This window comes from Streptacidiphilus pinicola (assembly GCF_003258295.1).
GTDB lineage: Bacteria > Actinomycetota > Actinomycetes > Streptomycetales > Streptomycetaceae > Streptacidiphilus > Streptacidiphilus pinicola.
The window spans coordinates 1-19006 of sequence record NZ_QKYN01000099.1; the positions used below are offsets into that span (position 1 = coordinate 1).

Consider the following 19006-nt stretch of genomic DNA (forward strand, 5'->3'; position numbering starts at 1 on the left):
GGCGGGGTGGGCGGCTCCGCCTGATTTGCTCCGCGGCGGTTCGGTCCCGTACTCTCGACTCAAGCCACTGACCGCTGGTTGTTCCCGTGTGCCGCAGGGCAGGCGAGAACCGAAGGATCCGCACAGCGAAAGCTGCGGGCGGCCCGCGCAGGTTGATTCGAGGACTTCTGTCCCGCCGCTCCGCCGTGTGTCTCACACAGCGTCGAGCGGAGGTTGAGAGCCCCGTGCGCCTGCGCCGGGGCTCTTCGTAGTTCCACCGAAGCTTTCCTTCCGGCGGTCGAGGCCAGCAGGTCGACTCATTGGTCGGCCCCGCATCGACATCACGGAAGGAGGCGTAAGCCTATGGCAAGGCCCGACAAGGCTGCCGCCGTTGCCGAGATCACGGACAAGTTCCGCGGCTCGAACGCGGCCGTGCTGACCGAGTACCGCGGTCTGACCGTGGCGCAGCTGAAGACGCTGCGTCGCTCGCTCGGCGTGAACGCCGAGTACACCGTGGTGAAGAACACGCTGACCAAGATCGCTGCCAACGAGGCCGGGATCAACACGCTCGACGACCAGTTCACCGGTCCGACGGCGGTCGCCTTCGTCACCGGTGACCCGGTGGAGTCGGCCAAGGCTCTGCGTGACTTCGCCAAGGACAACCCGGCTCTCGTCATCAAGGGCGGTGTGCTTGACGGCAAGCCGCTGACCGGTGACGAGATCAAGAAGCTCGCGGACCTCGAGTCCCGTGAGGTGCTGCTCTCCAAGCTCGCCGGCGCCATGAAGGCCAAGCAGTCCTCGGCTGCTGCGCTCTTCCAGGCTCTGCCGTCGAAGATGGTTCGCACCATCGAGGCGCTCCGCGCCAAGGTGGAGGAGCAGGGCGGTGCCGGTACGCCGGCCCCCGCCGTCGAGGACGAGGCTCCCGCCGCGGAGTAATCCGTTCTCGCAGCGGGCCGTGCACGCCCGCCATTCATTACATCCGGCACCAGCCGACTTAGTGGAAGGACGCCAAGATCATGGCGAAGCTCAGCCAGGACGACCTGCTCGCGCAGTTCGAGGAGATGACCCTCATCGAGCTCTCCGAGTTCGTGAAGGCCTTCGAGGAGAAGTTCGACGTCACCGCCGCCGCCCCGGCCGCCGTGGCCGTCGTTGGTGGCCCGGGTGCCCCGGCCGCCGAGGCCGCTGAGGAGAAGGACGAGTTCGACGTCATCCTCACCGGCGCCGGCGACAAGAAGATCCAGGTCATCAAGGTCGTGCGTGAGCTGACCTCCCTGGGCCTCAAGGAGGCCAAGGACCTGGTCGACGGTGCGCCGAAGCCGCTGCTCGAGAAGGTCAACAAGGAGGCCGCTGACAAGGCCGCCGAGGCGCTCAAGGCCGCCGGCGCGTCCGTCGAGGTCAAGTAAGACCTCCAGGCCTTAAGGCCTGAAGCGCTCTGCCGAACCGGGGCGATCACTCTTTGGAGTGATCGCCCCGGTTTGTTTATGTCCGGAACGGTTCGTTTCAGGCCATCTGGTCTAGCGTGGGTGCCCTGCTGTCAGTAGGCGGGAGTATGGTGATCGTCGTCGCCGCTCAGCAGGGCTGATGTCGGTCCGTAACCGAGGTGAGAGCCCCGGTGCCCTTGACGAACGGGCGGCAGCGCGCAATTCTCAGGACGCGAGGTCTTGAGCGAAGGCACCGAAGAAGGCATGGAATCGCCGTCGGGTGGGAAGCATTCCCCCGGCAGCGGAGTGACCGCCTGAGGACGTCCCCGGGAGGGGGCGTCCCGCGAGGTAGGGAGTTCTGAGATTCGGTCTCCGAATCCGGACTGGACAGCAGTGCAGCCTATGGCTACACTGTCCCTTTGCGCTGCCTTTTAGCTGCTCCGTGACTCGTCGCCCGGAGTTTGCGCTGCCCCGACCAGGGGTGGCACCCCGCCCGCGCACCGCCTCTGGCCAGGGAAGATCCCCTGCCGCAGGGTCCGGTGCGAGAGCGCGGATGCTACCCGTGAGAAGGGCGGGCCCGGTACGCGCGTAGTGAGTCCGAGCCCTCGGAAGGACCCCCTCTTGGCCGCCTCGCGCAACGCCTCGAACACCTCCGCATCCACCGCCCCGCTCCGCATTTCCTTCGCGAAGATCAAGGAGCCTCTCGAGGTTCCGAACCTCTTGGCGCTCCAGACCGAGAGCTTTGACTGGCTCCTCGGCAACGCCGCCTGGAAGGCGCGGGTCGACGCCGCCCTCGATGAGGGCTTCAACGTCCCGACCAAGTCCGGTCTGGAGGAGATCTTCGAGGAGATCTCTCCGATCGAGGACTTCTCCGGGTCCATGTCGCTGACGTTCCGCGACCACCGTTTCGAGCCGCCGAAGAACTCGATCGACGAGTGCAAGGACCGCGACTTCACGTACGCGGCCCCGCTCTTCGTCACGGCCGAGTTCACCAACAACGAGACTGGTGAGATCAAGTCCCAGACGGTCTTCATGGGTGACTTCCCCCTGATGACCAACAAGGGCACCTTCTGCATCAACGGCACCGAGCGTGTCGTCGTGTCCCAGCTGGTCCGTTCCCCGGGTGTCTACTTCGACACCACGCTGGACAAGACCTCCGACAAGGACATCTACTCCGCCAAGATCATCCCGTCCCGGGGTGCCTGGCTGGAGATGGAGATCGACAAGCGCGACATGGTCGGTGTCCGCATCGACCGCAAGCGCAAGCAGTCGGTCACGGTGCTGCTGAAGGCCCTCGGCTGGACCTCCGAGCAGATCCTGGAGGAGTTCGGCCAGTACGAGTCGATGCGCGCCACCCTGGAGAAGGACCACACCCAGGGCCAGGACGACGCGCTGCTCGACATCTACCGCAAGCTGCGTCCGGGCGAGCCGCCGACGCGCGAGGCCGCGCAGACGCTGCTGGAGAACCTCTACTTCAACGGCAAGCGCTACGACCTGGCCAAGGTCGGCCGGTACAAGATCAACAAGAAGCTGGGCGTCGGCCAGGGTCTCGACTCCGGCGTGCTGACCGTCGACGACATCATCGCGACGATCAAGTACCTCGTGCAGCTCCACGCGGGCGAGACCGAGACGGTCGCGCCCAACGGCTCGACGATCGTCATCGAGGACGACGACATCGACCACTTCGGCAACCGTCGTCTGCGCAACGTCGGCGAGCTGATCCAGAACCAGGTCCGTACGGGTCTCGCCCGTATGGAGCGTGTCGTGCGCGAGCGCATGACCACCCAGGACGTCGAGGCGATCACGCCGCAGACCCTGATCAACATCCGGCCGGTCGTCGCCTCCATCAAGGAGTTCTTCGGCACCAGCCAGCTGTCCCAGTTCATGGACCAGACGAACCCGCTGTCGGGCCTGACCCACAAGCGTCGTCTGTCCGCGCTGGGCCCCGGTGGTCTGTCCCGTGAGCGCGCCGGCTTCGAGGTCCGTGACGTGCACCCGTCCCACTACGGACGCATGTGCCCGATCGAGACCCCGGAAGGCCCGAACATCGGTCTGATCGGTTCGCTCGCCTCCTACGGCCGGGTCAACGCCTTCGGCTTCGTGGAGACGCCGTACCGCCGCGTCGTCGAGGGTGTCGTCACCGACGACCTGGACTACCTGACCGCCGACGAGGAGGACCGCTACGTCATCGCGCAGGCCAACGCGCCGCTGACGGACGAGAACACCTTCGCCGAGGCCCGTGTCCTGGTGCGTCGCCGTGGCGGCGAGATCGACTACATCCCCGGTGTCGAGATCGACTACATGGACGTCTCGCCGCGCCAGATGGTGTCGGTCGCGACCGCCATGATCCCGTTCCTCGAGCACGACGACGCCAACCGCGCGCTCATGGGCTCGAACATGATGCGCCAGGCCGTCCCGCTGCTGAAGAGCGAGTCCCCGCTCGTCGGTACCGGCATGGAGTACCGCGCCGCCGTCGACGCCGCGGACGTCATCACCGCCGAGAAGGACGGTGTGGTCCAGGAGGTCTCCGCGGACTACGTCACCGTCGCCAACGACGACGGCACCTACACCACCTACCGGGTGGCCAAGTTCACGCGCTCCAACCAGGGCACGGCCTTCAACCAGAAGGTCATCGTGGACGAGGGTGCCCGCATCATCGCCGGCCAGGTGCTGGCCGACGGCCCGTGCACCGACGAGGGCGAGATGGCCCTCGGCAAGAACCTGCTCGTGGCGTTCATGCCGTGGGAGGGTCACAACTACGAGGACGCGATCATCCTGTCGCAGCGCCTCGTGCAGGACGACGTCCTCTCCTCGATCCACATCGAGGAGCACGAGGTCGACGCCCGTGACACCAAGCTCGGCCCCGAGGAGATCACCCGGGACATCCCGAACGTCTCCGAGGAGGTTCTGGCGGACCTCGACGAGCGCGGCATCATCCGCATCGGCGCCGATGTCACCACCGGTGACATCCTGGTCGGCAAGGTCACGCCCAAGGGTGAGACCGAGCTGACCCCGGAGGAGCGCCTGCTGCGCGCCATCTTCGGTGAGAAGGCCCGTGAGGTCCGCGACACCTCGCTGAAGGTTCCCCACGGTGAGTCCGGCAAGGTCATCGGCGTCCGCGTCTTCGACCGCGAGGAGGGCGACGAGCTGCCCCCGGGCGTGAACCAGCTGGTCCGCGTCTACGTGGCGCAGAAGCGCAAGATCACCAACGGTGACAAGCTGGCCGGCCGTCACGGCAACAAGGGTGTCATCTCCAAGATCCTCCCGGTCGAGGACATGCCGTTCCTCGAGGACGGCACCCCGGTCGACATCGTGCTCAACCCCCTCGGTGTCCCGTCCCGAATGAACCCGGGACAGGTGCTGGAGACCCACCTCGGCTGGCTCGCCAAGACCGGCTGGGACGTCTCGGGCATCGCCGAGGAGTGGGCCCGCCGCCTGCAGAAGATCGGCGCCGACAAGGCGGAGGCCGGGACCAACCTGGCCACCCCGGTCTTCGACGGTGCCCGCGAGGACGAGATCACCGGTCTGCTGGACAACACCACGCTGACCCGTGACGGCGAGCGTCTGGTCGGTCAGTCCGGCAAGGCCCGGCTGTTCGACGGCCGCTCCGGCGAGCCGTTCCCGATGCCGATCTCGGTCGGCTACATGTACATCCTCAAGCTGCACCACCTGGTCGACGACAAGCTGCACGCCCGTTCGACCGGTCCGTACTCGATGATCACGCAGCAGCCGCTGGGTGGTAAGGCGCAGTTCGGTGGTCAGCGCTTCGGTGAGATGGAGGTGTGGGCCCTGGAGGCGTACGGCGCTGCCTACGCCCTGCAGGAGCTCCTCACCATCAAGTCCGACGACGTGCTGGGCCGCGTGAAGGTCTACGAGGCCATCGTCAAGGGCGAGAACATCCCCGAGCCCGGCATCCCCGAGTCCTTCAAGGTCCTCATCAAGGAGATGCAGTCGCTCTGCCTGAACGTGGAGGTGCTGTCGTCCGACGGTATGTCCATCGAGATGCGTGACTCCGACGAGGACGTGTTCCGCGCCGCGGAGGAGCTCGGTATCGACCTGTCCCGGCGCGAGCCGAGCAGCGTCGAAGAGGTCTGACAGGGGTAGGGCCGGCCTCCACTTCAAGCAAGGCCGGCCCTCCGACCCCCAGGCCCCCTTTCAGACCAGACGTAAACGACCCCCACCCCGCGTTTCCAGGGGTGACGAAAGGGATTGACGAGAGTGCTCGACGTCAACTTCTTCGATGAGCTGCGAATCGGCCTGGCCACCGCTGACGACATCCGTCAGTGGTCGCACGGCGAGGTCAAGAAGCCCGAGACCATCAACTACCGCACCCTCAAGCCGGAAAAGGACGGGCTCTTCTGCGAGAAGATCTTCGGCCCCACCCGGGACTGGGAGTGCTACTGCGGTAAGTACAAGCGTGTCCGCTTCAAGGGCATCATCTGCGAGCGCTGCGGCGTCGAGGTCACTCGCGCCAAGGTGCGTCGTGAGCGCATGGGCCACATCGAGCTGGCCGCCCCTGTCACGCACATCTGGTACTTCAAGGGCGTCCCGTCGCGCCTCGGCTACCTCCTGGACCTTGCCCCCAAGGACCTCGAGAAGGTCATCTACTTCGCCGCCTACATGATCACGTGGGTGGACGACGAGCGCCGCACCCGTGACCTGCCCTCCCTGGAGGCCCAGGTCTCCGTGGAGCGCCAGCAGGTCGAGCAGCGCCGCGACTCCGACCTGGAGAACCGCGCCAAGAAGCTCGAGGCCGACCTCGCCGAGCTGGAGAACGAGGGCGCCAAGGCCGACGTTCGCCGCAAGGTGCGTGAGGGCGCCGAGCGCGAGATGAAGCAGCTGCGCGACCGGGCCCAGCGTGAGCTGGACCGCCTCGACGAGGTGTGGGCGCGCTTCAAGTCCCTCAAGGTCCAGGACCTCGAGGGCGACGAGCTGCTCTACCGCGAGCTGCGCGACCGCTTCGGCACCTACTTCATGGGTTCCATGGGTGCCGCGGCCCTGCAGAAGCGCCTCGAGTCCTTCGACCTGGAGGAGGAGGCCGAGAAGCTCCGCGAGATCATCAAGACGGGCAAGGGTCAGAAGAAGACCCGCGCCCTGAAGCGTCTCAAGGTCGTCTCCGCCTTCCTGCAGACCAACAACAAGCCGGCCGGCATGGTGCTGGACTGCGTCCCGGTCATCCCGCCGGACCTGCGTCCGATGGTGCAGCTGGACGGTGGCCGCTTCGCGACCTCCGACCTGAACGACCTGTACCGCCGCGTCATCAACCGCAACAACCGCCTGAAGCGGCTTCTCGACCTCGGCGCGCCCGAGATCATCGTGAACAACGAGAAGCGCATGCTCCAGGAGGCCGTGGACTCGCTGTTCGACAACGGCCGTCGTGGCCGTCCGGTCACCGGTCCGGGCAACCGCCCGCTGAAGTCCCTCAGTGACATGCTGAAGGGCAAGCAGGGTCGTTTCCGTCAGAACCTGCTCGGCAAGCGCGTCGACTACTCGGCCCGTTCGGTCATCGTCGTCGGCCCGCAGCTCAAGCTGCACCAGTGCGGTCTGCCGAAGGCCATGGCGCTGGAGCTCTTCAAGCCGTTCGTGATGAAGCGCCTGGTCGACCTGAACCACGCGCAGAACATCAAGTCGGCCAAGCGCATGGTCGAGCGTGCCCGCCCGGTCGTGTGGGACGTGCTCGAAGAGGTCATCGCCGAGCACCCGGTTCTGCTGAACCGTGCGCCCACGCTGCACCGCCTCGGCATCCAGGCCTTCGAGCCGCAGCTGGTCGAGGGCAAGGCCATCCAGATCCACCCGCTCGTCTGCACCGCGTTCAACGCGGACTTCGACGGTGACCAGATGGCCGTCCACCTGCCGCTCTCCGCGGAGGCGCAGGCCGAGGCCCGCATCCTGATGCTGTCCTCGAACAACATCCTCAAGCCCGCCGACGGTCGCCCGGTGACCATGCCGACCCAGGACATGGTGCTCGGTCTGTTCTTCCTGACCTCCGAGCGGGAGCTGGACACGCTCAAGGGCGTCGGCCGTGCCTTCGGCGCGACCTCGGAGGCCGTCATGGCCTTCGACGCCAAGGAGCTGGACCTGCAGGCCCCGATCGACCTGCGTCTGCCGGCCGGCACGGTTCCGCCGCGCGGCTGGACCCCGCCGGTCGACGAGGACGGCAAGCCCACCTGGTCGGAGGGTGAGCCGCTGCGTCTGCGGACGACCCTGGGCCGCGCGCTCTTCAACGAGCTGCTGCCCGAGGACTACCCGTTCGTCGACTACGAGGTCGGCAAGAAGCAGCTCTCGGCGATCGTCAACGACCTGGCCGAGCGCTACCCCAAGGTCACCGTCGCGGCGACCCTGGACAACCTCAAGGCCGCCGGTTTCCACTGGGCCACCCGCTCCGGTGTCACCGTCTCGATCTCGGACGTCGTCGTTCCGCCGACCAAGCCGCAGATCCTGGAGGGCTACGAGGCCCAGGCCGAGAAGGTCCAGAAGCAGTACGAGCGCGGTCTGATCACCCGTGACGAGCGCCAGCAGGAGCTCGTCGCGATCTGGACCAAGGCGACCAACGAGGTCGCCGAGGCGATGAACGCGAACTTCCCGAAGACGAACCCCATCTTCATGATGGTCGACTCGGGTGCTCGTGGAAACATGATGCAGATGCGTCAGATCGCCGGTATGCGTGGTCTGGTGTCGAACGCCAAGAACGAGACGATCGCCCGTCCCATCAAGGCGTCGTTCCGTGAGGGTCTGTCCGTGCTGGAGTACTTCATCTCCACCCACGGTGCCCGTAAGGGTCTGGCCGACACCGCCCTGCGTACCGCCGACTCCGGCTACCTGACCCGTCGTCTGGTCGACGTCTCCCAGGACGTCATCATTCGCGAGGAGGACTGCCAGACGGAGCGCGGTCTCAAGCTCCCGATCGCCTACGTCGGCGCCGACGGCGCGCTGCGCAAGGTCGAGAACGTCGAGACCTCGGTCTACGCCCGCACGCTGTCCGAGGACATCGTGGTCGACGGTCAGGTCCTGGCCCCGGCCGGGGTCGACCTGGGCGACGTCATGATCGACGAGCTGGTCCGCCACGGTGTCTCCGAGGTCAAGATCCGCTCGATCCTGACCTGTGAGTCCGCCGTCGGCACCTGCGCCATGTGCTATGGCCGCTCGCTGGCCACCGGCAAGCTGGTCGACATCGGTGAGGCGGTCGGCATCATCGCCGCCCAGTCCATCGGTGAGCCCGGCACCCAGCTGACGATGCGTACCTTCCACACCGGTGGTGTGGCCGGTGACGACATCACCCAGGGTCTGCCGCGTGTCGTCGAGCTCTTCGAGGCCCGCAACCCGCGTGGTGTGGCCCCGATCGCGGAGGCGGCCGGCCGCGTCCGCATCGAGGACACCGAGAAGACCCGCAAGCTGGTCATCACGCCGGACGACGGCAGCGACGAGATCGCCTACCCGATCTCCAAGCGCGTCAAGCTGCTGGTCGAGGAGGGCTCCGCGGTCGGCGTCGGCGAGAAGCTGACCGCCGGTACCGTGAACCCGCACGACGTGCTGCGCATCATGGGCCAGCGCGCGGTGCAGGTGCACCTGGTGGAGGAAGTCCAGAAGGTCTACAACTCCCAGGGTGTGTCGATCCACGACAAGCACATCGAGATCATCATCCGGCAGATGCTCCGCCGCGTGACGATCATCGAGTCGGGCGACGCCGAGCTGCTCCCGGGCGAGCTCGTCGAGCGCGGCCGCTTCGAGGTCGAGAACCGTCGTGTGGTCTCCGAGGGCGGTCACCCCGCCTCCGGCCGTCCGCAGCTGATGGGTATCACCAAGGCCTCGCTGGCCACCGAGTCCTGGCTGTCGGCCGCCTCCTTCCAGGAGACGACCCGGGTCCTCACCGACGCGGCGATCCACGCCAAGTCCGACCCGCTGCTGGGCCTCAAGGAGAACGTCATCCTCGGTAAGCTCATCCCGGCCGGTACGGGTCTGCCCCGCTACCGCAACATCCGGGTCGAGCCCACCGAGGAGGCGAAGGCCGCGATGTACTCCGCCGTCGGCTACGACGACATGGACTACTCGCCCTTCGGCGCCGGCTCCGGCCAGGCCGTCCCGCTGGACGACTACGACTACGGCCCGTACACGGGCTGACAGCCGTGACACGAAGGCCCGGCTCCCCGCGAGGGGGGCCGGGCCTTCGGCGTTCGTGCGGGCCGGGCTTACGGCAGCGCGGCGGGGGAGTGCAGGTTGGCCTGGTCGGCGGCGGCCTGCCCCTGGGTCCAGCCGTCGAGGTCCGAGACGCGGATGGCACGGCCCTTGCGCAGCCGCGGGAAGAGGACCGTGGTGTGCTCCTCCACGGCCTCCTGACGGGCCGCCAGGACCGGCAGCAGGTTGCCCGCCGTGGTCTCCGCCTCGGCCTGTGCCGTGGCGGCGCTGAGGCGCTCACGGATGCGGCTGGCGTAGGCGACCAGGAAGGACTGCCGGAATGCCTTGCTGCGCCCGCCCTGCTGCACCGCGCCGCTGTTCATCGCGGTGACGCCCTGCACCAGCAGCGAGGTGAACAGCAGCTCCACGGCGTCCAGGTCCGCGTCGAAGCCGACGACCGTGCAGAAGCCGTTCTGTTTGTCCCAGACCGCCTGGGAGCGGTTGGCGGACGCGACCGCGTCCAGCAGCAGCGCCTTCGCCGACTCGTACGGGTTGTCGATGCCGATCCGGACCGAGCCGGGCAGCGTCCGGTCCCCGCTGCGCGCCGCGAGCAGCGCCTCGTCGATGCTGTGGCGGGCCATCAGCTCCTGCGCCTTGGCCGTGAAGGCCTCCGCCTCCTCGGCGTAGGTGGTCGCCTCCGCCTTGGCCAGCAGCGCCCGGATGCGGGCCAGCTGCTTGGGCTCGCCGGCCACCGGCTCGGTGAGCACGGCGTGCTGTCCGGCCACGCCGGGCACCGGGCCCACCGGCGTGAGGGCCGGGGCCGTGCCCCACAGCCGCAGCAGCTCCAGCAGGTGTATCAGCGCCGAGAAACGGTCCAGCCGCAGCCGGCCCGCGGCCTCGGCCAGCCACACCTGCTCCGCGGACCAGCGCGGCACGGCCGCGTCCAGCTCGCGCAGCTGCTCCGCCCAGCGGCGGTCGAGCGCGGCGGGGGAGTAGCGGCGGGCCTCCGCCGCGATCAGGTCGACGGCGAGCGAGACGTGCGCCGGCTTCAGCCGGCGGCGGGTGAGCCGGACCACGTCGGCCGGGCGCCAGTGGCCGCGGGACCACATGACGCCGAGCAACTCCTCTGACTGGCGCAGGAGTTCACGATCCACGGCGTCGTGCTGGGCCGCCTGCGCACTGTGTGCGGCCAGGCGCGAGGCCCAGTCCTCGACCGTCCGCTCGGCCTGCCGCGGCGGTGCGTACCGGGTGTCCTGCAGCGCCTGGGCGACCAGCTCGCGCGTCCCTGAATCCCTGCTCATAGCGTCCAGTGTCTCAAGCCGGATGCCCGTTCCCGGAGATCGGACGGAGTCGATCAACGGGCCGCCACGGGCATATGGCAAGCTGTCTCCCGCTCTGAAGGCCCCCAGCGACGACCACGAAGCGAGCACGCCCCATGGCCGACCGCCCCGTGATAACCAAGACCCACCGCACCCTCATCGGTGTGGTGGCCGCCGGCGCGTTCATCATCGCCGGCATCGGTTTCGCAGGCTCCTACTCCGCCGTCCGCGTGCTCGCCACGCGGAAGGGCTTCGGACTCTTCGCCTATGTCTTCCCGATCGGCGTCGACGTCGGCATCGCCGTGCTGCTGGCGCTCGACCTGGTGCTCACCTGGCTGCGCATCCCGTTCCCGCTGCTGCGGCAGGCGGCCTGGACGCTGACCGTCGGCACCATCGTCTTCAACGCGGCCTCCTCCGTCGGCGACCCGCTCGCCATGGGCATGCACGCGATCATCCCGCTGCTGTTCATCGTGGTCGTCGAGGCGGCGCGGCACGCCGTCGGGCGGATCTCCGACATCACCGCCGACCGCTACATGGAGTCGGTCCGGGTGCTGCGCTGGATCCTCGCGCCGGTGCCCACCTTCCGGCTGTGGCGCCGGATGAAGCTGTGGGAGCTGCGCTCCTACGACGAGACGATCCGGATGGAGCAGAACCGCCTCGTCTACCGCGCGCGTCTGCGCGCCCGCTACGGGCGCGCCTGGCGTTACCGGGCGCCGCTGGAGCTGCTGCTGCCGATCAAGCTGGCCCGTTACGGCGTCCCGCTCGATCTGGAGGTGTTCCGGGGCCACCGGGACTTCCTGGAGGTCGACCCGTTCAGCGCCCCCGCGCTGGAGGCCCCGGTCGCGCACACTCAGCCGCATCCGCAGCCGCCGGTGCACCAGCCGGCCGCGCCCGCGGATTCACCCGTTCGGCCGCAATCCTCGCAACAGGTTCAGCCTCCGCAACAGGTTCAGCCGCAGCGGGCTCCGGCGCAGCCCGTCGTGGACCCGCTGGTGGTCAACACGCTGCACTCCGTCTCGCGCAGTCGTCGCCGGCTCCTCAACGTGCCGGACCAGGCCCAGCAGGCGGAGGGCGAGGCGGCGGAAGGCGGCCCGTCCGACCAGTCCACCCGCGGCATCGGCTGGCTGCCCAACCAGGACCCGCCGTATCCGCCGCCGGGCCCGGAGGCGTGGTTCGCGCCGCAGCGGGAGGGCGAGGGCGAGGGGGACCAGACCCTGGACCTGTACTTCGAGGCGCTGATCTCCTTCATGGAGACCTACGGCCAGGAGCCCGACCCCGGACAGCTCAGTGCCTACCTGGCGAGCGCCTACGGCACCCAGGTGTCGCCCGCCCTGCTGGACCGTCACTGGGAACAGCTGCGCAAGCGCTACGCGGAGCGTGTGGAGACCAGCAGCTGAGCTTCTGTCACAAGCTGGTACCAGCAAAGGCCGCGGCGCCTGGGCACCGTGCGCGATCCCCAGTCGTCTTGCACTATGAGGAGAGCAGGCGAGCGGGGAGGTCGCAGTGTCGATGATGCAGCCGATGCCACCGGGGAACCCCTGGCAGCGCCCTTTCGCGCCGCCGGAGGCGCCGGTGCCGCAGTCCGCGATGCGGGCCGCCCAGGCGGACCGCGAGCGGACGATCGACGTGCTGAAGGCCGCCTTCGCCGAGGGGCGTCTGACCACGGACGAGTACCACGACCGCACCGAGCGGGCGCAGTGCGCCCAGACCTACGGGCAGCTGGCCCAGCTGGTGCAGGACCTGCCCGTCGGGCCGATGCCGACCCCGCTGCTGCCGCCCCCGCCGGCCGCGTTCGCGGCCATGCCGTTCGGGCCGCAGGTGCGACCGGTGCCGCCCTACGGCTACCTCCCGCCGGCCTGGCCGCCGGTGCGGCGGCGCACCAACGGCGCCGCGCTCGCCGCGCTGTTGCTGGGCCTGGCCCAGCTGGTCAGCATCGGCGCCACCGGCCTGCCCGCGCTGATCTGCGGCATCGTCGCGAAGAACCAGCTGCGCACCCGGGACGAGGAGGGCGACGGCATGGCCACGGCCGGAATCGTCCTCGGCAGCCTTGGCACCGCGCTGTGGACGTTCTTCTTCCTTCTGGCGCTGCGCCACGGCTAGGCTGCCGGTCGACCGTGTGTCGACGGGCTGTCGACTTGACAGCCGTACATTGCGCCCACATCCATTTGTTTTGACCGGGGCCCTTGCGCTAGGTACGCTCTGACCTTGTGCCTGGGGTGTCCCCGGGTCTCTCGCGCGTGCGTGCACATTGGCCGCCGCGCATGGGATACCGCGCTACCACACATCCGAGCTCTAAGCCAGCTGGGGCATGTGCAGGGAGTCCGACACACCCGACCGCGTGGGTCGGGGAGTCGGTGAGACGCACCAGGTTAGTTTCACCAGCCTTGGCACAGAGAATCGGAGATACGGTGCCTACGATCCAGCAGCTGGTCCGAAAGGGCCGGCAGGACAAGGTCGAGAAGAACAAGACGCCCGCACTGAAGGGAAGCCCTCAGCGCCGCGGCGTCTGCACGCGTGTGTACACGACCACCCCGAAGAAGCCGAACTCGGCGCTTCGTAAGGTCGCGCGTGTGCGCCTCACCAGCGGGATCGAGGTCACCGCTTACATTCCGGGTGAGGGTCACAACCTGCAGGAGCACTCCATCGTGCTCGTGCGTGGCGGTCGTGTGAAGGACCTGCCGGGTGTGCGTTACAAGATCATCCGCGGCTCGCTCGACACCCAGGGTGTCAAGAACCGCAAGCAGGCCCGCAGCCGCTACGGCGCCAAGAAGGAGAAGTAAGAATGCCTCGTAAGGGCCCTGCCCCGAAGCGCCCGGTCATCATCGACCCGGTTTACGGCTCCCCTGTGGTGACCCAGCTCGTCAACAAGATCCTCCTGCACGGCAAGCGCTCCACCGCCGAGCGCATCGTGTACGGCGCCCTCGAGGGTGTCCGTGAGAAGACCGGCAACGACCCGGTGGTCGCGCTCAAGCGCGCCCTGGAGAACGTCAAGCCGACTCTCGAGGTCAAGTCCCGCCGCGTCGGTGGCGCCACCTACCAGGTGCCGGTCGAGGTCAAGCCGGGCCGCGCCAACACGCTGGCCCTGCGCTGGCTGGTCGGTTACTCCCGCGCTCGCCGCGAGAAGACCATGACCGAGCGTCTGCTCAACGAGATCCTGGACGCCAGCAACGGTCTGGGCGCCTCCGTGAAGCGTCGCGAGGACACCCACAAGATGGCCGAGTCCAACAAGGCCTTCGCGCACTACCGCTGGTAGTCCGAACCCCCTTCGAAACACGATTGAGAGAGCTGAGCCACCATGGCTGCAACCTCCCTTGACCTGGCCAGGACCCGCAACATCGGGATCATGGCCCACATCGACGCGGGCAAGACCACCACGACTGAGCGCATCCTGTTCTACACCGGTGTGTCTTACAAGATCGGTGAGGTCCACGACGGCGCTGCCACGATGGACTGGATGGAGCAGGAGCAGGAGCGCGGCATCACGATCACGTCGGCCGCGACGACCTGTCACTGGACCGTCGACGGCGTCGACAACACCATCAACATCATCGACACCCCGGGTCACGTCGACTTCACCGTCGAGGTGGAGCGTTCGCTCCGCGTCCTCGACGGCGCCGTGACGGTGTTCGACGGTGTGGCCGGTGTCGAGCCGCAGTCCGAGACGGTGTGGCGTCAGGCCGACCGTTACGGCGTCCCGCGCATCTGCTTCGTGAACAAGCTGGACCGCACCGGCGCGGAGTTCTTCCGCTGTGTCGACTCCATCGTCGACCGCCTGAGCGCCACCCCGCTGGTCATGCAGCTGCCGATCGGTGCCGAGTCCGACTTCACCGGCGTCGTCGACCTGGTGAAGATGAAGGCTCTGGTCTGGTCCGCCGAGGCCACCAAGGGCGAGATGTACGACGTCGTCGACATCCCGGCCTCGCACACCGAGCTCGCCGAGGAGTACCGGGCCAAGCTGCTCGAGACCTCCGCCGAGGGCGACGACGAGCTGATGGAGCTCTTCCTCGAGGGCCAGGAGCCCACCGAGGAGCAGCTCATCGCGGGCATCCGCCGCGGCACGCTCGCCAGCAACTTCACCCCGGTCTTCTGTGGCACCGCGTTCAAGAACAAGGGCGTCCAGCCCCTGCTCGACGCGGTGGTGAAGTACCTGCCGTCGCCGCTGGACGTCGAGTCCATCGTCGGCCACAAGCCGGGCGACGAGTCGGTCGAGATCATCCGCCACGCGTCGGACGAGGAGCCGCTGTCGGCTCTGGCGTTCAAGATCATGTCCGACCCGCACCTGGGCAAGCTCACCTTCGTCCGCGTGTACTCCGGCCGCCTCGAGGCGGGCACCTCGGTGCTCAACTCGGTCAAGGGCAAGAAGGAGCGCATCGGCAAGATCTATCGCATGCACGCGAACAAGCGTGAGGAGATCGACTCGGTGGGCGCCGGCGACATCGTCGCCGTCATGGGCCTCAAGCAGACCACCACCGGTGAGACGCTGAGCGACGACAAGAACCAGGTGATCCTGGAGTCCATGGACTTCCCGGCCCCGGTCATCCGCGTCGCCATCGAGCCCAAGTCCAAGGGTGACCAGGAGAAGCTGGGTGTCGCCATCCAGCGTCTCGCGGAGGAGGACCCCTCCTTCCAGGTCAACACGGACGAGGAGACCGGCCAGACCATCATCGCGGGTATGGGCGAGCTGCACCTCGAGGTGCTGGTCGACCGTATGAAGCGTGAGTTCAAGGTCGAGGCCAACGTCGGCAAGCCGCAGGTGGCCTACCGCGAGACGATCCGCAAGGCCGTCGAGCGCATTGACTACACCCACAAGAAGCAGACGGGTGGCTCCGGTCAGTTCGCCAAGGTCCAGATCGCGATCGAGCCGCTGGAGTCCGGCGAGGGCTACGAGTTCGTGAACGCCGTCACCGGTGGTCGCGTGCCTCGTGAGTACATCCCCTCGGTCGACGCCGGTGCGCAGGAGGCCATGGAGTTCGGCATCCTCGCCGGCTACCCGCTCCAGGGTGTCCGCGTGACGCTGCTCGACGGTGCCTCGCACGACGTCGACTCCTCCGAGCTCGCGTTCAAGATCGCCGGTTCGATGGCGTTCAAGGAGGGTGCTCGCAAGGCGTCCCCCGTGCTGCTCGAGCCGATGATGGCCGTCGAGGTCACCACGCCCGAGGACTACATGGGCGACGTCATCGGCGACATCAACTCGCGCCGTGGCCAGATCCAGGCCATGGACGAGCGTCACGGCGCCCGCGTTGTCAAGGCGCTGGTCCCGCTGTCCGAGATGTTCGGTTACGTCGGTGACCTGCGCAGCAAGACCTCGGGTCGCGCCAGCTACTCCATGCAGTTCGACTCGTACGCCGAGGTTCCCAAGAACGTGGCGGAAGAGATCGTGGCAAAGGCCAAGGGCGAGTAAGTCCCTCGCATACCGGGATTTTCCGGTGCGAAACCTCGCATAGGCTGTACGAAGGTGGTTCTGGGGTCCGCAGAACACGTGGACCCCAGGCTCCTTCGGCCCCTACCCCAGACCACCTGACGTCGAACGGCGTACAGAAACTGTCCTCAGGAGGACCCCAAAGTGGCTAAGGCCAAGTTCGAGCGGACCAAGCCGCACGTCAACATCGGCACCATCGGTCACATTGACCACGGCAAGACCACCCTGACTGCCGCGATCACCAAGGTGCTGCACGACGCGTACCCGGACATCAACCCCTTCACGCCGTTCGACCAGATCGACAAGGCGCCGGAGGAGCGTCAGCGCGGTATCACCATCTCCATCGCGCACGTCGAGTACCAGACCGAGGCGCGTCACTACGCCCACGTCGACTGCCCGGGTCACGCGGACTACATCAAGAACATGATCACCGGTGCCGCCCAGATGGACGGCGCGATCCTGGTCGTGGCCGCCACCGACGGCCCGATGCCGCAGACCAAGGAGCACGTCCTCCTGGCCCGCCAGGTCGGCGTCCCCTACATCGTTGTCGCCCTGAACAAGGCCGACATGGTGGACGACGAGGAGATCCTGGAGCTCGTCGAGCTCGAGGTCCGCGAGCTGCTCTCCGAGTACGAGTTCCCGGGCGACGACCTCCCGGTCATCCGCGTCTCCGCGCTGAAGGCGCTGGAGGGCGACAAGGAGTGGGGCGAGAAGCTCCTCGGCCTGATGCACGCGGTCGACGAGGCCATCCCGACCCCCGAGCGTGACGTCGACAAGCCGTTCCTGATGCCGATTGAGGACGTCTTCACGATCACCGGTCGTGGCACCGTCGTCACCGGTCGTATCGAGCGTGGTGTCCTGAAGGTCAACGAGACCGTCGACATCATCGGCATCAAGACCACCAAGACCACCACCACGGTCACGGGCATCGAGATGTTCCGCAAGCTGCTCGACGAGGGCCAGGCCGGTGAGAACGTCGGTCTGCTGCTCCGTGGCATCAAGCGTGAGGACGTCGAGCGCGGCCAGGTCATCATCAAGCCGGGTTCGGTCACGCCGCACACCGACTTCGAGGCCCAGGCCTACATCCTGTCGAAGGACGAGGGTGGCCGCCACACCCCGTTCTTCAACAACTACCGCCCGCAGTTCTACTTCCGTACCACGGACGTGACCGGCGTCGTGACCCTCCCCGAGGGCACCGAGATGGTCATGCCGGGCGACAACACCGCCATGACGGTCGCGCTGATCCAGCCGGTCGCCATGGAGGAGGGCCTGAAGTTCGCCATCCGTGAGGGTGGCCGCACCGTCGGCGCCGGCCAGGTCACCAAGATCGTCAAGTAATTGACATCCGGCTGACCCAGCCTCAGAGGGCCCCCACCAGCTTGCTGGTGGGGGCCCTCTGTTTGCCCGCGGCGGCTTGATTGGCGTCCAGCCTGTCCGGTATGGCACACTAGTCAAGTTGCTCGGTTGAGCGCCGATGTTGCGCGCCTCCTGTCCGGAAGGTCGGAGGACCGAAAGCGAGTCCCACAGTACTCGTCGTGCCCGTGATGGCCGTTTGTCTGTGATCCAGCACGTCTGGACGAGACGCGGCAGCTGCGGCGCGAAAGTACGGGAATCTTTCGGGAAGCGTGGTCAAAGGCGCCGATCCGGTGTTTCCGCCAAGGCTTCATTGCGAAGGCGAGTACGACACGCCCGACCGCGTGGGTCGGAGGAAACGCCCCACAGAGTTCCACCCGGGACGCTGTGGCGCAGAGGCGACAGAGACAGAAGGACTACGAAGTAGCCATGGCGGGACAGAAGATCCGCATCCGGCTCAAGGCCTACGACCACGAGGTCATCGACTCCTCGGCGAAGAAGATCGTCGAGACGGTGACGCGTACTGGTGCGCAGGTCGCGGGCCCGGTGCCGCTGCCCACTGAGAAGAACGTTTACTGCGTCATCCGCTCGCCGCACAAGTACAAGGACTCGCGCGAGCACTTCGAGATGCGCACCCACAAGCGCCTGATCGACATTCTCGACCCGACGCCCAAGACCGTTGACTCTCTGATGCGACTCGACCTGCCGGCCGGTGTCGACATCGAGATCAAGCTCTGAGGGGCGTGAGCTGAGAATGGCTAAGCAGATCAAGGGCATCCTGGGCGAGAAGCTCGGCATGACGCAGGTCTGGGACGCGAACAACCGCATCGTCCCGGTCACGGTCGTCAAGGCCGGCCCGAACGTCGTGACCCAGGTCCACACCGCCGACGGCACCGGCTACGACGCCGTGCAGATCGGCTTCGGCGACATCGACCCGCGCAAGGTGAACAAGCCGCTCGCCGGTCACTTCGCCAAGGCCGGCGTGACCCCGCGCCGCCACCTGGTCGAGCTGCGCACGACCGACGCCGCTGAGTACACCCTCGGCCAGGAGATCACCGCTGAGGTGTTCGAGGCCGGTGTCAAGGTCGACGTGACCGGCACCAGCAAGGGCAAGGGCTTCGCCGGTGTCATGAAGCGTCACAACTTCAAGGGTCTCGGCGCCGGCCACGGTGTCCAGCGCAAGCACCGCTCGCCCGGTTCCATCGGTGGCTGCGCCACCCCCGGTCGCGTCTTCAAGGGTCTGAAGATGGCCGGTCGCATGGGCCACGAGCGTGTCACCACGCAGAACCTGACCATCCACGCCGTTGACGCGGAGAAGGGTCTGCTGCTCATCAAGGGCGCGGTCCCCGGTCCGAACGGCGGCCTCATCCTGGTCCGCACTGCGGCGAAGGGGGCCTGAAACA

At 67.3% G+C, this 19006-nt stretch carries 13 protein-coding genes; 12 read left to right on the forward strand and 1 reads right to left on the reverse strand.

Features of this window, described 5'->3' with window-relative positions:
* The first annotated feature begins 342 nt into the window (after nt 1-342).
* The 4 genes from rplJ to DN069_RS24940 all read left to right on the forward strand — a co-directional run bounded on the left by rplJ (nt 343) and on the right by DN069_RS24940 (nt 9518).
* Entirely contained in the window at nt 343-915 is a 573-nt protein-coding gene (gene rplJ / locus DN069_RS24920) for a 50S ribosomal protein L10 (RefSeq protein ID WP_111504484.1), read from the forward strand.
* 80 nt (nt 916-995) lie between these two features.
* The gene (gene rplL, locus DN069_RS24925; protein WP_111504486.1) at nt 996-1382 is read left to right on the forward strand and encodes a 50S ribosomal protein L7/L12; all 387 of its coding nucleotides are present in this window, start codon (nt 996-998) and stop codon (nt 1380-1382) included.
* A gap of 639 nt (nt 1383-2021) precedes the next feature.
* Nucleotides 2022-5495, forward strand: coding sequence for a DNA-directed RNA polymerase subunit beta (gene rpoB / locus DN069_RS24935; protein ID WP_111504488.1), 3474 nt, complete (start codon nt 2022-2024; stop codon nt 5493-5495).
* Between the two features lie 123 nt (nt 5496-5618).
* Nucleotides 5619-9518 carry a DNA-directed RNA polymerase subunit beta' gene (locus DN069_RS24940; RefSeq protein ID WP_111504490.1) on the forward strand — a complete coding sequence of 1300 codons (3900 nt, stop codon included), beginning with the start codon at nt 5619-5621 and terminating at the stop codon, nt 9516-9518.
* A 68-nt stretch (nt 9519-9586) separates the two neighbouring features.
* On the opposite strand, the gene DN069_RS24945 is transcribed toward DN069_RS24940, so the two are convergent.
* On the reverse strand, nt 9587-10813 hold the full coding sequence (locus tag DN069_RS24945; protein WP_111504492.1) for a DUF2786 domain-containing protein: 1227 nt from the start codon (nt 10811-10813) through the stop codon (nt 9587-9589).
* Between the two features lie 134 nt (nt 10814-10947).
* Between DN069_RS24945 and DN069_RS24950 the strand changes: the two genes are divergently transcribed.
* The 8 genes from DN069_RS24950 (at nt 10948) to rplC (ending at nt 19002) form a co-directional block, all read left to right on the forward strand.
* A complete protein-coding gene (locus tag DN069_RS24950) occupies nt 10948-12228 on the forward strand; it encodes a DUF2637 domain-containing protein (protein WP_165845629.1) in 1281 nt (426 codons plus the stop codon).
* 124 nt (nt 12229-12352) lie between these two features.
* A complete protein-coding gene (locus DN069_RS24955) occupies nt 12353-12931 on the forward strand; it encodes a DUF1707 and DUF4190 domain-containing protein (protein WP_243639685.1) in 579 nt (192 codons plus the stop codon).
* A gap of 308 nt (nt 12932-13239) precedes the next feature.
* Entirely contained in the window at nt 13240-13611 is a 372-nt protein-coding gene (gene rpsL, locus DN069_RS24960) for a 30S ribosomal protein S12 (RefSeq protein WP_014144289.1), read from the forward strand.
* Nucleotides 13612-13613: 2 nt separating this feature from the next.
* The gene (rpsG, locus tag DN069_RS24965; protein ID WP_037605734.1) at nt 13614-14084 is read left to right on the forward strand and encodes a 30S ribosomal protein S7; all 471 of its coding nucleotides are present in this window, start codon (nt 13614-13616) and stop codon (nt 14082-14084) included.
* A 42-nt stretch (nt 14085-14126) separates the two neighbouring features.
* The gene (gene fusA, locus DN069_RS24970; protein ID WP_111504494.1) at nt 14127-16232 is read left to right on the forward strand and encodes an elongation factor G; all 2106 of its coding nucleotides are present in this window, start codon (nt 14127-14129) and stop codon (nt 16230-16232) included.
* 162 nt (nt 16233-16394) lie between these two features.
* On the forward strand, nt 16395-17588 hold the full coding sequence (tuf, locus tag DN069_RS24975) for an elongation factor Tu (protein ID WP_111504496.1): 1194 nt from the start codon (nt 16395-16397) through the stop codon (nt 17586-17588).
* A 444-nt stretch (nt 17589-18032) separates the two neighbouring features.
* Nucleotides 18033-18341 (forward strand): 30S ribosomal protein S10, encoded by a 309-nt coding sequence (gene rpsJ, locus DN069_RS24980; RefSeq protein WP_020549238.1) that lies wholly within the window; start codon nt 18033-18035, stop codon nt 18339-18341.
* 16 nt (nt 18342-18357) lie between these two features.
* Nucleotides 18358-19002: a 50S ribosomal protein L3 gene (gene rplC, locus DN069_RS24985; RefSeq protein WP_111504498.1), complete on the forward strand. Its 645-nt coding sequence runs from the start codon at nt 18358-18360 to the stop codon at nt 19000-19002.
* The last annotated feature ends 4 nt before the right edge of the window (nt 19003-19006 follow it).

Bases quoted from the DNA above. Each gene is read 5' to 3' on its own strand.
- rpsJ (WP_020549238.1), top strand. From the start codon at position 18,033: ATGGCGGGACAGAAGATCCGCATCCGGCTCAAGGCCTACGACCACGAG.
- fusA (WP_111504494.1), top strand. From the start codon at position 14,127: ATGGCTGCAACCTCCCTTGACCTGGCCAGGACCCGCAACATCGGGATC.
- DN069_RS24945 (WP_111504492.1), bottom strand. From the start codon at position 10,813: ATGAGCAGGGATTCAGGGACGCGCGAGCTGGTCGCCCAGGCGCTGCAG.
- rplL (WP_111504486.1), top strand. From the start codon at position 996: ATGGCGAAGCTCAGCCAGGACGACCTGCTCGCGCAGTTCGAGGAGATG.
- DN069_RS24955 (WP_243639685.1), top strand. From the start codon at position 12,353: ATGCCACCGGGGAACCCCTGGCAGCGCCCTTTCGCGCCGCCGGAGGCG.
- rpsG (WP_037605734.1), top strand. From the start codon at position 13,614: ATGCCTCGTAAGGGCCCTGCCCCGAAGCGCCCGGTCATCATCGACCCG.
- DN069_RS24950 (WP_165845629.1), top strand. From the start codon at position 10,948: ATGGCCGACCGCCCCGTGATAACCAAGACCCACCGCACCCTCATCGGT.
- rplC (WP_111504498.1), top strand. From the start codon at position 18,358: ATGGCTAAGCAGATCAAGGGCATCCTGGGCGAGAAGCTCGGCATGACG.
- rplJ (WP_111504484.1), top strand. From the start codon at position 343: ATGGCAAGGCCCGACAAGGCTGCCGCCGTTGCCGAGATCACGGACAAG.